We start from the raw sequence: 13,801 nt of genomic DNA, 5'->3' as shown, positions 1-13,801 counted from the left end.
TCTTTTGTTTTATCCAAAGAGGAAGCTTAAAACTTTTTTTCCTAGGAGTCGTCCAATTAAAATGATCTACTATTTTCCCTCATGCGATTTCATCATCTCATCAATTTTTGTTTTTACAGCAGAGAGATTGAAAGAGGCGGGATCTTGCATGGGAGGGTACTCAAGGGCCGTAGCGGCTAGTCGCTCAACCGCTTTTTGAACTACTACAAAACGCCAAAATTCACGAGCAAAAAAGTCATTCATGTAGCCCCCGGCCATATGGTTGATGCTTTCACCTCGAACGGACGGCGTTCTTTCAAACGGATCCTGTCGTAAATTCACAATGGTCGGCATATCGGTTACGATTTTCTCGCCGGGCCAGCCCCAAGGCTGCTGAAAGAATTGGAATTTAAAATCATCAATTCTGATGGCGCCAAGTTGGGCTCCTCCAAAATAGAAGATTTCATGCCTTGCAGAAGGGCCTTTTCCGTTAAGCAGGCTTATCTGATTATACCCGTCAAGGTGGTTTTTATAAGATCGATCACCAAGTTGAACCCCATCTAGCAATTGCTTAGTAATATCTGGGTTCCCGGCTGCTGCAAGTAAAGTTGGAAACCAGTCCAAGCCTGAAAAAATCCCGTTTTCAATAGAACCCGGTTTTACATGGCCCGGCCATCTAACGATGCAAGGGACTCTAAAGCCGCCTTCAAAAACTGTCCCTTTTGTAGCTCTAAAAGGAGTCATGCCCCCGTCTGGCCAAGTAAAGACTTCAGCTCCATTATCTGTTGTAAAAATAACAATCGTATTGTCCGCTTCGCCAATATCCTCTAAGTGCTTTAAAAGCGCACCCACAGAATCGTCTAATTGGGCCATTCCGGCTTCTTCAACATTATAGTTTGTTTTAGAATTCATGAGAGCTTGATATTTAGGAGAAAGATAGGTAAAAACATGCATTCTTGTGGTGTTATGCCAAAGGAAAAAAGGCTTACCCTCTTGTTTTGCCTTATCCATAAACCCTTTCGAAGCTTCGACTAGAACTTCATCAAAGGTCTCCATATCATACTTTGCTTTTCGACCCTCCTGCCAATTTTGTCTATCTTTCATGTTGGGAAAGGGGGCTAGGGGCCCTTCATCTTGGATTTTTTGCTTTCCGATTCTTCCCCATCTAGGTTGTTCTGTTGGGTCATCAAAATCAGTTGCCCATGAATGAATAAGATTTCTCGGGCCGGTTTTATCAATCCAATCTTCGGGATAATCAAACCAATAGGGGTCTGACATAGCATCCAAATGATAGAGGTATCCAAAATACTCATCAAATCCATGAACGGTTGGCAAAAATTTATTTAAATCACCTAAATGGTTTTTTCCAAATTGAGCGGTAGCATAACCAAGCTCCTTTAAAGCCGTTGCAATTGTACAGGCCTCTTTTGGGATTCCGACATCCGCCCCAGCTTGACCGACTGTTGTCAAACCTGTTCTAATGGGAAGCTCGCCTGTGATAAAATTAGCACGCCCCGCCGTGCAACTAGCCTCTGCATAGTAGTCTGTGAACAGCATCCCTTCCTTGGCGAGTCTATCGAGATTAGGGGTCTTTCCGGACATAATCCCTCTATGATAAGCACCGATATTAAACCAACCCACATCATCTCCCATGATGACAAGGATATTGGGCTTTTTATTGCTGCTTGGCCTATTGGGGGATCTAGAATTTTGATCTTGAGCGGTTGTTTGCCCTACGAAGATCAAAAAAAACAAAAAGATCAAACTTTTTAAACCGCTAAAGATGAACTGCTTCATAAAAATTCTCTTTTTAAAATAATTAAAAAATCTTATTTACAAGCAATACCGATCTTTTGGTTTCGTGTCTAGCACTTAACCTAACTCTTTTTTAATCAGAAAATTATAAAAAAAATGTTTATAGAAGGAGTTGAACGTTTTCGTCTTCAAAAGCTTTTTGCAAAATTTTTGAATTTGCAGCTCTATATTCAAACGTTTTAAGGTTTTGATGGTTGATTTTATGGCTAGGGTCATGAAAAGGATTCTCATCTTCTTTAAAACCCATGGCAGCATATATCTCTAAAGCTGTCAAATCCGTTGGTCTGGCAAAGAGAAAAATTCTTTTGGTCTCAGGAAGGATTTCAAAGATAATCCCCATAAGATATTTCCGCAAAAGACTTGGGACTTCTTCTTTCATGAAAAAATTAATCACTTTAACATCGCCAAGAGCCATAGCCGGAGTGATTGAAAATAAAAGAAAGCCTAAATTTTCTTTTTCATCGAAGCTTTTTAATCTGACGCAAAAATACAAATCGTTGAGAAGTGGTTTAATGACCTCTTCGCCAAACTTAGAAAGATCGGCATTGTAAAATTGCATTACCGAATCTTTAATAGAGTTTTTAATGGCTTGAAAGTTTGCTTTCTCAAGGCCATTTTCTAAAAGGGGCTTACAAGCCATGAGAAATAATTCACTCGAGGCCGCGTTTGGATATTTCTTTAAAAATTTAAGCTCGCTCTCCGAGATCTTTTCAGCTGCAAGAGGGGCTAGATCTTTTTTAAAGGAGAGAATCTCAGGGGAAAGAATATCTGTTTTTACCCATTCTAGAATAAAAAGATCCTTAATAAGGATTTTTCCGTTTTTCTCTTTAGTATTTGCCTTAGCAAGCCAATTCATTTTGGATTCTTTGAAGTAAGAAAGAATATTAGAATTAATTTTAACCTATTCTGAATTACTTTTGAATGGTAAAATCATCTTTATTTTTAAATCGCACGGGTCGATGTATGCCTCTATCTATTATTCGTGAAATGCAAGAAGAAGATATAAAATCTTTAGTTGACAATTTTTGTTTCCCCTGGAGTTCTCTTCAAGCAACCAATCATAAATGGCAGCAATACTATAAAGAGCATCAAAATCAAATGCGTACGGTGTATCTTTTAGAATATGAAGGGGAAATAATTGGGTATGGGAGTCTCCTTCATGCATCGGATTATTCGTATTTTGAAGAGGCTAAGATTCCGGAAATAAACGATGTTTGGATTTCTGAAAAATGGCGTAGGAAAGGTTTTGGCAAAAAACTAATTCTTTATATTGAAAATGAGGCGCGAAAAAAAGGGTACCCCGAGATCGGCCTGGGTGTTGGGCTCTATGCTGATTATGGAAATGCTCAAAAACTATACTTTCAACTAGGCTATAAGGCAAATGGCAAAGGGATAACCTATAAAACCATTCCGGTTATTCCTGGAGAGAAGTACGCTGTTGACGATGATCTTGTGCTTTGGCTTACAAAAGTTCTTTAAAAAATCCATCTGTAATCACCTCTTAATGCAAAAGCTCTATAGCCGGCTGTGTCCCAATAATAAAGGGCTTCAAAATTCACATCTCGACTGCTTCTAAAGACTTTTCTAATCTGCATGGTGACACGATTGGTGTTGATAAATTGTTTTTTGAGAAAGAAGACAGCGTTGATCGGTTGATTTAAATCTCTCGAGCTTCTCCAACCATGTTGATAGGCAATTTCCGCATAATCAAGCCAGGACCAAGAACGCCAATAATAGATTTTGGCAAGATGCTCCCATTGCTTTTTAAAAGAGTAGTAATCGGTTTCAGTTTCTCTAAAGCCTCCTATTTCAAATTGGTATCGAATGACGAAATTTTCTTTATATTTCGGAAAAGTAGTTTGGAGCCAAAAACGCCCTCTCCCTTCATCGTTTCTGATATCATCATGATACTTTCTATAATAACCTGAGGCTCCGGCAAACTGAGCTAAAGGCAATGCTTGGTACTCATAAAAAAAGTCGAAATTGTCTCTTGCTAAGAAAAATGAGAATATTTCTTGGAAATTTTTAACAATAAACGAGTCCCTATAGTAGTTTAAGCTGCTATGATGCCATATTTTTCGTAAATCAACGCCGCACCAAGGCTCTACACGGATCGCGTTTTGAAATTTGTAAATGGGATCTCCTCGATTTGAGGCCTCTTTAAAGGTAACCCCGGCAGTAAGTTTGGCCATAGGGCTATAAAAATAATCTAAGCCGGTCGTAGATCTGAATGTATGGACGTAAAAGTTATTAAGCCCATTTGCCAGATTTTTTTCCCGCTCATAGCCTGCTCCGACTTCCTGATAGCCAATCAAACCCTCTTTAAGAGCGACTTGATACCTGGCTTCATTTAACCAGACATAGCGCCTGGCAGCTTCCTCTTTAGTCTCTAAGTCTTTTTCAAGCTCTTGCGCATATTTTTCGGTCAATCGGATTGAAGGTTCTAGTAAAAGACGGGTATCATAATACTCTCTCCACGCTATGTTTTTATCATATTTGCCTTTGATGAATAGATAAGCATTATGATAGGCGTTTCTTGCCCGGCAAAAAAACCTCGTTCTAAAATCCAACCTTGCTAAAGCAAGGTAGGCATCTCCATATTCAGGGTTCCTATCTAAAAGAAGCGCCAAGCTCTCATACGATTCATCCCATCTTTCTAAAAGCAAATAGAGATAGCCAAGCTTTAATAAAGCATCATCTCTAAAACCTTTGTTACATAAGCTTTCCCGTAAATATCTTTCGGCCATTCGAAAACGCCCTATCCAAGCGGCTACTTTTCCTGTGTTATACAAATACTCTGGGTCATTTGGGTAATCACAAAGAAGGAGACGCCACACTAAAAATTCAAGATCTAAAATAGACCTTTTATCTAAGGCTTTGGCACATTCAATTCTTCTCTCTTCCTCTTTTGTTCTCTTTGGTTTCTCGTCTTTTTTTTCATTTTTAGCTAATTGCTGTTCATTTGCTTTTTTTAAGCCGTCTTTGGCATCTTGATAGTCGGGGTCTTTTTTCAATATTTTTTCAAAACCGGCTATGGCTTCTTTAAATTTTTCCTGCCATAGATACACATAACTTAAGCGAAGAAGAGCGTCATTATTGTCAGGATCTAGTTCTAGAGATTTTTTTAAATAAATTTCCGCCTGTTTGAAATCCTTTTTCTTACTATAGCTTTCGCCAACTTGATAACTATACTCTGCCTTCTTCGGAAACTCATTATGCAATTTAAGCCATATTTCTAGGGCCTCATCAGGGCTTTTCGCTTGCTTGGCAGTTTCAAGTAGCTCTTGCTCATATAAAGAAACTTTTTTTGGACCTTCCTCTTTTTCATCAGAAGCATAGGCTTTTTCAAGCCCTTCTTTAGCCTCTTGATATTCAGGATGGCTTTCTAGAATTTTTTGAAAACCTTCAATGGCAAGTTCTTTTTTATTTTGCCAAAGATAGACATAGCTTAATTTGAGAAGCGCATCCATATTTTCTTTGTCTGCTTCTAAAGATTGGATGAGGTATTTTTCCGCTGTCTCATAATCTTTTTTTTCAGCGTAAAGGGTCCCTAAATGGAAGCTATACTCAGATTTTTGAGGAAAGGCATGAAAAAGTTCTAACCAGATTTCAATAGCTTGATCGGCATCTTGAGTGTGTAGGGCCTCTTGAACGAGCTCTTTCTCATAGAAAGAGCCGCCTTCTTCATGATAGCTTTCTTTTGACGTATAAGCTTTCTTAAGCCCTTCTATGGCATCTTCATAATCAGGATGAGTTTCTAGGATTTTTTGAAAACCAGCAATCGCAAGACCCTTTTTATCTTGCCAAAGATACACATAACTTAGTCGTAGCAAGGCATCCGTATTGGAAGGGTCTAAGTTTAAAGCTTGCTGCAAAAAGAATTCTGCTTGAATGTAGTCTTTTTTTTGAGCGTAACTTTCGCCAAGGCGGTAGCTGTACTCGGATTTTTCGGGATATTTTTCATATAGTTTCGTCCATAAGAGGATGGCTTGATTTAAATCGCTTGTTTTAAGAGCTTTATTTACAAGATTTTCTTCTGTATCATCGGGCTTTTTCTCAAGCGTCAGCTTCTTTGCTTCTTCTTCCGGACCTAGAAAATCTTTGTTTTTTTTATTTAAATCTCTTTTGCGCTCGGTGGTTTTTAATAAGCCTTCTTGAGCGTCCTTATAATCGGGATGTGCTTTCAAAATTTTTTGAAAACCCTCTTCCGCGGCCTCAAGGTCGCCTTCCCATAGAGAAAGATAACTCAATCGAAGAAGAGCGTCGGTATGATCGGGGTTTAACTCTAAAGTTTTTTTATAATAGATTTTAGCACTTCGAAAGTCATGAAGCTTGTAATAGCTTTCTCCTAATTGATAGGTATTTTCCTGGTTATGAGGGTCATTTTTGTATAGATCGTTCCATTTTTGAATCAAATCGTAGGACTGAATGACCTCAATAGGTTTGGAAACCTCATTTCCTTGAATAAGGTTTATTTTTAGTAAGAAGAATAAAAAAATACCGATTGTAAACATCATTGAGAAATGTTACAGCATTGCTGGTAACGAGGTGTGTAAAAAAATATCGATAACAAAATAATAAAAAAAAATAAGATGAATGCGAGTAATTCAAAAAAATATTTATTAATCTCAAAGCAGTCTTATTTTCAAGATCTATTTTCATCTCTTTTCCCTTTATTTAATGCTGAGCTTGTACAAGAAGAAAATGAAGGGTTGGAAGGGGCTCTCTTAGACTTTGATTCAACAAAGAAAGATTCCATTCTAGCTAAAATCAATTCATTAAAAAGCAAAAACCCCAACTTAAAATCAATCTTTATTCTATGCGAACCTTTTAATCAGAAGAAGCTGAAAGAGCTTTTTGAAGAATTTCACCCCGATTTTATCCTTCCTGTAGATATTTCAAGCGAGGAAGCAAAAGCTTTTTTAAGAGCCCTTTTCCAAAAAGAACAAAACCTAATCTCTAAAATTAAAATTTCTAACGAACTCTTGGAACGCTATAAAGTTTCAGCTTTTGACAAGATCGGAAAAATGGAAGCCTTAGTAGACTCCCTCTCTGAATTTTATGATCTTGAAAAAGTTAGAAATTTACGAATGGAGGCTCATAAACTTGCGGGAAGCGGTTTATCTTATGGCTATAAATCTTTAGGTGAACTTTGCCGTCTTTTAGATATTAAATTAATGCCGCTTCTTGAGCCTGATCTAAAAAGCCCCTCCTCTGATTTTATCACCTTTTGCAAAAAAATTATTAGACAGACTCTATTTGCTTTTCAAAAAATTGACCTTCAGCCTGAAAAAGAAAAACCTCTAGAAAGCTACAAAAAAAGTCCTGCAAAGAAAGAAAAAGATACTTTTAGCATCTATTTAGTAACTGCGGACACGCTTATACAACACATGTTTAATGTCCATGCCGCCAAGAAACGTATTAAACTCATAAGTGAAACGGATCCAAAGCTTGCCATCGAAAACTTAGAATCCGGGGCTATCCAACCAACATGTTTGATTGTTGAAATGGATTACCCTATCAATAAATTAAAAGGAGAGGATGTCATTGAAGCTTCTTCAAAAAAAGACCCTCCTAGGATTGGAATTATTATTTCAGATGATAATTTGGCCACAGAAGTAGGCCTTGTGCAAAAACATTTCTCTTTTATTTTGAGAAAACCAATTACAGAAAGCAATATTAACCTGATTCTTAATCAACTAGTCTCTTCTTCCCTCCCGGCGTCTATTAAGGCTCTTATCGTTGACGATGATCCCGATGCTGCTATTATTTTAAAAAACGCTCTTCAAGAACTCCATATTGAAGCAGATATCTTGACTGATGAAAAAATGCTTCTTGCAACATTACAACAAAAATCCCCGAATATCATTTTTCTTGATTTAGGTTTGGCTTCATATAGCGGGTGGCATTTACTGCAAACGCTAAGATCCGATATTCGCTATAGCCATCTGATTATTGTCATCTATACAGGTAATCATTCCCCTGAAATATTATCTAAAGGAATCGAGCTTGGAGCAGATGATGTTTTATTAAAGCCCCTTGATTTCACAACCCTGAATATGAAGGTTTCGTACTTGCTTCGAAGAAATCGGGTTGGAATTGCCGAACGGGACTTGGATTATAAAACAGGATTTTCCACATTTGAAAAATTTACCAAAGATGTTGAAGCTTATCTCTTCTCAATCCCGCAAGGATTTAGACTTGGGTTGGTTTTAATAAAAACCTCTGATCTAGACACTTTAAAAACATCATATGGGGAAGAAAATATTTCGAATTTGATTCAGGGTCTTTCAATCATTGCCAAAATCAATTTTAAGAAAATGCTTGCATCTGGAGTTATTTCAGAAGGATTTCTTGCCCTTTTAATTGAAGAGCCAACCTCAGGAGAGATTGAATTTGAATTTGAAACGCTTGTCCGAGATTTTTTTAGGGATATTCAAATTTATAGCAAAGCCGAAGTCCCTATAAAGCTCTCTTCAGGCGCTTGTCTTTTTAAAAATTCTTCCACACTTTCTTTCAATAAAATCATGGAAGTTGCAAACCAAGCCCTCTCTCTTGCCTTAAAAGATGATAAACAAAGGATTATTATTTCCTACCCTGCGGGTGAAGAAACAAGCTCTTCGCAATTTACCCCTTGTATTGTGATTGTAGATGATGATACCGACCTTCAGTCGTTGATGACTCAGACTTTTGAAAGAGAAGGTTATCAAGTTATTAGCTTTACAACTGGCCAAGAAGCGATTGATTATTTTGTTAAATTAACCTCACTTGATAAAAAATACATCCTTATCCTGGATCGGGTGCTTTCAGATATGGATGGTTTGGATGTTTTAAAAGGAATAAAAATTAAATTCCCAACCAATATCCATATAATTTTTTTATCTTCTCTATCATCGGAATCCGATATAGTAAGAGGGTTTCAGGAAGGTGCCATCGATTACGTCACAAAACCATTTAATTTAAGAGTACTTTTACAAAAAGCGCGCGCTTTGATAAACCTATGAAGTTTGAAAATATCTATTATGTCACACTCCTTATCCAAAGCCTTGTTTTAATTATTGCCATTATCAGCATCGTTTTTATCGCTTTTTTTCAAATTCGGTCTAAAAATAAAATAAAAAAATTAAAGGCAAAAATCACACAATCTATCAACACAGCCCTTTTGCAAGAAGAATATGACCCTAGCCTAATTGGAAATTTTTCCAAGAAATATCAACAAGAAGCTCTTTTATTAACCCTAGAAGAACTTAATCAAAACTTTAAAGGCGAAAATTGGGATCGGTTACGGAAGGCGTTAGTCAAACAAAATTTAAGTGCTTATAAAAAGTCTTATCATCCAAATGCGTTTTGGAAAACTAAAACATGGGCAGCAAGATGCATTCGATTAGATCCTTCGCTTGAAGATAAGGAAACACTAGAAAAGCTATTAAATGAAAAAAGTTTTTATGTCCGATCTCTTGCTATCGACGCTTCGGTTGAATTAGAGGATAAAGAACTTATCAGCAAAGTTCTTGAGGGAATGACAAAGGAAACTAAAGCTTGTAGATATGTTTATCGGAACGCATTTATGTCAGGCACGAAAAAAACCCTTGATTTAGTTTTAGAAGACTATAAAAAAGCTGGAAATAATGATCTATTACGAATTTGTTGTCTTGACGTGATGATGTGCCAAGTGCAAATCAATCTTCCCGATCAGCTTGCAGGGGATATTCTTTCAAGCAATCAGGAGCTTAGAGAGATTGCTTCTCAATTTCTTGCCAAATATTCGCGTAGAGAGACAAGAGATCTTTTAGTGTTAGCATCGGATGATCTTTCTTGGAAAGTTAGAAAAAATGCCATAATCGGCCTTGCTAGATTAAATAACCCTGAAAATGTGCCTATTTTTGAGAAAAGGCTTTGCGATCCTTTTTGGGACGTTCGTTTTGAAGCCGGGAATGCCCTTTTAAATTGCGGCGACCAAGGAAGAGCCATCTTAAGAATGCAAGAAAGCTCTTTAAATCCGATTTCTCATGATATAGCGAGATATTTATTGACCTCATCCTATGATAAGTAATTTTATTGAATATTTAATACTTCCTTACTTTGTCCTTATAAATTTTATTTACCTTACGCTCGCTATCTATTCAATCTATGCCATTTTCAGTCAAAAAAAAGAAATCGAAGCAAACAACTTAGGTATTTTACTTAAAGATGAAGAGCTTCCCTCGTTAAGCATTATTGTTCCCGCTTATAATGAAAGCTCGAGCATTGTATTCTGCGTTCAAACGCTTTTGAATTTAGCTTATAGAAAGAAAAATTTGATCGTTGTCAATGACGGCTCAACGGATGACACGTTTGAAATTTTAAGACAATATTTTAGGTTGATGAGGATTCACATGCCCCATCAAACCATCATCGAAACAAAACCCATTCTAGGCTATTACAAAAGCCTAACTTATCCGAATTTGACCGTCGTTAATAAAAAAAATGGAAAAAAAGCAGATGCCATTAATGCCGGAATTAACGTTAGCAATAGTGATTTTGCAATTATTATCGATGCCGATACTCTCATTGACAGCAAAGAGATGAACCGAATGATCCGCTATCTTATTACTCATCCTGATGTTGAAGCGGCAGGAGCGAGTGTAAGAGTGGCCAATAATTGCAAAGTGAAGTTAAACGGCATCACAGAAGTGCATCTATCTGATAATAGCATCGCCGCTTTTCAAACCGTTGAATATTTAAGAGCTTTTCTCATAGGAAGGGCCGGCTGGGATTTAGTTGGAGGGGCTCTTATTATTTCCGGAGCATTTACATTTATTAATTTGGAGAAATTAAAAGAACTAGGGGGGTATGACACCAAAACCCTCGGTGAGGACATGGAACTCATTCTTCGCTATAAGAAATTTCAATTAGAAAATCATTTATCACCTTATACCGCTTTTTTATCCCAACCCGTCTCTTGGACAGAAGTGCCGGAAGACCTTAAAACTTTATCAAAACAAAGAATGCGCTGGCAGCTTGGGTTAATGCAAGTTCTTTGGAAACATCGAGAAGTCTTTTTTAACCCAAATTACGGGGTTCTTGGCATGTTTATTTTCCCCTTTTTTGTCTTTGGAGAAATGCTGTCTCCTTTTGTTGAGCTTCTCGGCTACATTTTTATTATTATTAGCTTATTTGAACCTTGGGCATGGATGTATGGCCTTCTCTTTTTGGGGCTTTCTTTTGGCATCACGACTCTAGTTAATTTGCATGCGATAGCGCTTGAGCAATTAGCTTTTCATAAATACACTTCCGCAAAGGACATTCTAAGATTGATCGGGTACGCTTTTTTAGAAAATTTTGGATATCGGCAAATGATTCTTTGGTGGCGTCTCAAAGCTACTAAACGGCTTCTATTTAAACAAACGGCTTGGGACGTTGTAAATAAGACGGGTTTTCAAAGAAGAGATAAGAAGAAGTCTAGTTAAAGTGAGCCATTTTTCTAAGAGACTTTTATCGTTCACTACAAATTTTTTACGGTTATGCAATTTACAACAAAAGCAACTCCTTTTTTTTGCATTCAAAATATTTTTGATCTCTGCAAAAGAGATTTTAAAGTGGGCTCCTCTTCTAGAGTTTCTGTACTAGTTAAAGCTATTTCCCTACAAGCTTCAACTCATTTTATAGAAACCGATCCTATAGTTTTAACAAAGTTATCTAATCTAATTATAAAAAAATGGCGTAAAAATCTTTTTGAGGTCGACAAAACTGTTCTTTTAAATGCGATTAGACAATTTCAACTTTACCATGTTTTCCTGAATGGAAAACCAAGTGAAACTGTTATCATTCATTGTAAAGAGGGTAATATAGCTTTTAATAAAAATCTTCTCTGTCTCTATACAGATTATTTTAACAACATGTTTACAACTTCAATGAAAGAAAAGGAAAAAAACGAGAATCAGGAGCATCATGTAGATTTCACTAAGCACTATAAACAAGAAACTTTAGTGCTTTTTAAAGACTGGCTCTATGTAGGTAAATGTCCATGCACACATGATTTTGACTCCATTGAGTCTCTAATTGACTTTTTGAAATTTTCACATCTTATCGGTTTTGAAGAAGGGTTTAAAAAATCAAAACAATTTTTAGATCGTTTTATTTTGTCTACTTGCTTTACTAGCGAAAAGCAATATGAAATAGCCCTTAATCTACTTTTCGAGATCATTCCAATAGACCCTGCATTTATCGATTATTTTTTTCATGTTTACGAAGGTTATATAGGCATGCCCTTACACCATCAGCTTATTCCTAAAACCCATTATGCGAGTATACCAATCGAAAAATTCTACTCCTTAAATAGTATCTTTCCTGAATTAGATCCGAAACCGATGCCTCTTTCTGAAAGTCTTGGAAAATTTAAATATGAAGAAGGGGATTGGTCTGTTTTTGACCAAAAACCATCCCCTGGAAGGGCATGTCGATGGCTTAGGTTTGTAAATGAGGATAAAAATTCGCTGCTTGGGGTAATTGAATTTTGCGGCCGTATAGATAATGGCCTTCATTTTATACTAAGGCCCAATCAAGGGGTTTCAATACGTCAATTTCCTGCAATTCAAAAATACCTTGTTGAGAACGGACTTGACGAGGAGCCTTTTGATTATGGTTATGCATATGTAGCTGAAATAAATAAGGTAAGGAAAATTTTTGAATTATTGAAAGTGAATCAAATGATTCCTATGGACTATCTATCTTTTATGCAAAAAATTATCGATTCCGAAAAAGCAAACACTTTTGAAAAATTTATTAAATCAGATCCTATTGAACAGGAATTAAAGGAGGAATTCAATACTTATTATCCTCCTTTTGAATTGTTAAAATCACTTGTGCGGGGGTTAAGAATACAAAAGGATAGCGAAATTGATTATATAGTCAACCTTATGTTTATTGATGCTGAAAGCTTTTCAAACATTGAATATCTTTTCTACAACAAACATTTATCTGTCAGCATAAGGGAAGTCTTAAAACTCGCTCTAGAGCATGTCCCCAACAAAAAAAACTGGTCGATTAATCCTTATAATTGAAAAGCCTGATGAGACTGCTTATAGGACTTTTTTATTAAACTTTCGAAACCCAATAAAAGCCCCTCAGATCAAAAAGTCAAGCTTTTAAGGCTTTATTCATACTGAATAGAGTTTTATCTAACAGAAGCCTTAAAAATTTAACTAATAATTTGTACTGAAGAGTGTTTCGTCAAGATCGACCATCTCAAAGTTACTTTTCGAGATTCTTACAAGATTAATTACCGATAAGAAAGTTTATTTACTAGAAATAAGAGTTAACTTATCATTTAAGCGAAAATTAATAATTAGCATCAATTTTTATGAATTCATCAGCTTTATTCTATTTCCTGTCTTTTTTAATAACCTGTTTTATTTGTTATTGGATGTTATTAAGGAAAAAGAAGGTTTGTTGCGCTCTTACTGAAGATGATCTAAAGCCATTTTTTGAAAAACTGGATCTTGCGAGGGAAGAAAAAGTAAGGAAGCATTGGTTAGCCATCCTTGCCTTTTCCTCCCTATACTCAGTAATTTTATTTTTAAACAATGATTGGACAGACCATAACCATACGGGTGATTCCTTTAATTTCTTTATTTCCTTACTTAAAGGGTTAGGGATGGAATTGCCCGGAACGCTCATTACCTATTATTTCGCCTATAAAAAACGCGGAACTGTGTGGTTGCTTTTGCAGCTCATTACCATACCTATTGCAATCGTTATATTTTACTTTACAACCTATCCTGAATTGACTACTTCTCAATTGGTATTTTTTGTCTTGGATTTTTTTATTGAAGCGTATTATTGGTTTTGCAGCCTTAAACTTTTCAAGGTTAATTCAGAAAGAAAACATCAGAAAGCTCTCGCTATGAAAGCCAAGCTTGAAGTTAATACCAGCTTTTTAAACATGCTGGTCAAATAGAAGCGTATTTCCATCAGGATCGACTACCATAAAGCTTGCAGGTCCTTTTGTACTCTCGTCAGCTTCTGC

9 protein-coding genes and 1 pseudogene are annotated in these 13,801 nt (G+C 36.4%); 6 read left to right on the top strand and 4 right to left on the bottom strand.

The genetic code is table 11. The features are described from left to right. Positions 1–69 precede the first annotated feature (69 nt). Positions 70–1,776 carry an arylsulfatase gene (locus CSEC_RS07175; protein ID WP_079978009.1) on the bottom strand — a complete coding sequence of 569 codons (1,707 nt, stop codon included), beginning with the start codon at positions 1,774–1,776 and terminating at the stop codon, positions 70–72. A 118-nt stretch (positions 1,777–1,894) separates the two neighbouring features. Then, positions 1,895–2,650, bottom strand: coding sequence for a hypothetical protein (locus CSEC_RS07170; protein WP_041017788.1), 756 nt, complete (start codon positions 2,648–2,650; stop codon positions 1,895–1,897). A 107-nt stretch (positions 2,651–2,757) separates the two neighbouring features. Between CSEC_RS07170 and CSEC_RS07165 the strand changes: the two genes are divergently transcribed. Further along, entirely contained in the window at positions 2,758–3,273 is a 516-nt protein-coding gene (locus tag CSEC_RS07165) for a GNAT family N-acetyltransferase (protein WP_053331880.1), read from the top strand. Here CSEC_RS07165 and CSEC_RS07160 read toward each other — a convergent pair. Then, complete coding sequence (locus tag CSEC_RS07160; protein WP_079978007.1) at positions 3,270–6,311, bottom strand: tetratricopeptide repeat protein; 3,042 nt, start codon at positions 6,309–6,311, stop codon at positions 3,270–3,272. The two genes, CSEC_RS07165 and CSEC_RS07160, sit on opposite strands and share 4 nt — an antisense overlap. A 75-nt stretch (positions 6,312–6,386) precedes the next feature. Here CSEC_RS07160 and CSEC_RS12735 point away from each other — a divergent pair, with 75 nt between their 5' ends. From CSEC_RS12735 to CSEC_RS07135, 5 genes are all read left to right on the top strand, one after another. Then, positions 6,387–8,798, top strand: coding sequence for a response regulator (locus tag CSEC_RS12735; RefSeq protein ID WP_053331879.1), 2,412 nt, complete (start codon positions 6,387–6,389; stop codon positions 8,796–8,798). Next, the gene (locus tag CSEC_RS07150) at positions 8,795–9,847 is read left to right on the top strand and encodes a HEAT repeat domain-containing protein (RefSeq protein ID WP_041017786.1); all 1,053 of its coding nucleotides are present in this window, start codon (positions 8,795–8,797) and stop codon (positions 9,845–9,847) included. Before CSEC_RS12735 ends, CSEC_RS07150 begins: the two co-directional genes overlap by 4 nt. After that, a complete protein-coding gene (locus CSEC_RS07145; protein WP_041017785.1) occupies positions 9,837–11,243 on the top strand; it encodes a glycosyltransferase family 2 protein in 1,407 nt (468 codons plus the stop codon). Before CSEC_RS07150 ends, CSEC_RS07145 begins: the two co-directional genes overlap by 11 nt. Positions 11,244–11,297: 54 nt before the next feature. Beyond that, complete coding sequence (locus CSEC_RS07140; RefSeq protein ID WP_041017784.1) at positions 11,298–12,836, top strand: BTB/POZ domain-containing protein; 1,539 nt, start codon at positions 11,298–11,300, stop codon at positions 12,834–12,836. 299 nt (positions 12,837–13,135) lie between these two features. Further along, positions 13,136–13,732, top strand: coding sequence for a hypothetical protein (locus CSEC_RS07135; RefSeq protein WP_041017783.1), 597 nt, complete (start codon positions 13,136–13,138; stop codon positions 13,730–13,732). Here CSEC_RS07135 and CSEC_RS13525 read toward each other — a convergent pair. Then, a pseudogene (locus CSEC_RS13525) lies at positions 13,712–13,801 on the bottom strand (VOC family protein); the annotation flags it as partial. The gene CSEC_RS07135 and the pseudogene CSEC_RS13525 sit on opposite strands and share 21 nt — an antisense overlap.

It is taken from the genome of Criblamydia sequanensis CRIB-18 (genome assembly GCF_000750955.1).
Taxonomy (GTDB): domain Bacteria; phylum Chlamydiota; class Chlamydiia; order Chlamydiales; family Criblamydiaceae; genus Criblamydia; species Criblamydia sequanensis.
Note: the sequence above shows the minus strand (reverse complement) of the source record. Positions and strands in the feature narration are given on the sequence as shown.

What these genes read in the sequence shown, in the direction of transcription:
- CSEC_RS07175 (WP_079978009.1), bottom strand. Translation starts at nt 1,776, where the DNA reads ATGAAGCAGTTCATCTTTAGCGGTTTAAAAAGTTTGATCTTTTTGTTT.
- CSEC_RS07140 (WP_041017784.1), top strand. Translation starts at nt 11,298, where the DNA reads ATGCAATTTACAACAAAAGCAACTCCTTTTTTTTGCATTCAAAATATT.
- CSEC_RS07145 (WP_041017785.1), top strand. Translation starts at nt 9,837, where the DNA reads ATGATAAGTAATTTTATTGAATATTTAATACTTCCTTACTTTGTCCTT.
- CSEC_RS07135 (WP_041017783.1), top strand. Translation starts at nt 13,136, where the DNA reads ATGAATTCATCAGCTTTATTCTATTTCCTGTCTTTTTTAATAACCTGT.
- CSEC_RS12735 (WP_053331879.1), top strand. Translation starts at nt 6,387, where the DNA reads ATGAATGCGAGTAATTCAAAAAAATATTTATTAATCTCAAAGCAGTCT.
- CSEC_RS07150 (WP_041017786.1), top strand. Translation starts at nt 8,795, where the DNA reads ATGAAGTTTGAAAATATCTATTATGTCACACTCCTTATCCAAAGCCTT.
- CSEC_RS07170 (WP_041017788.1), bottom strand. Translation starts at nt 2,650, where the DNA reads ATGAATTGGCTTGCTAAGGCAAATACTAAAGAGAAAAACGGAAAAATC.
- CSEC_RS07160 (WP_079978007.1), bottom strand. Translation starts at nt 6,311, where the DNA reads ATGATGTTTACAATCGGTATTTTTTTATTCTTCTTACTAAAAATAAAC.
- CSEC_RS07165 (WP_053331880.1), top strand. Translation starts at nt 2,758, where the DNA reads ATGCCTCTATCTATTATTCGTGAAATGCAAGAAGAAGATATAAAATCT.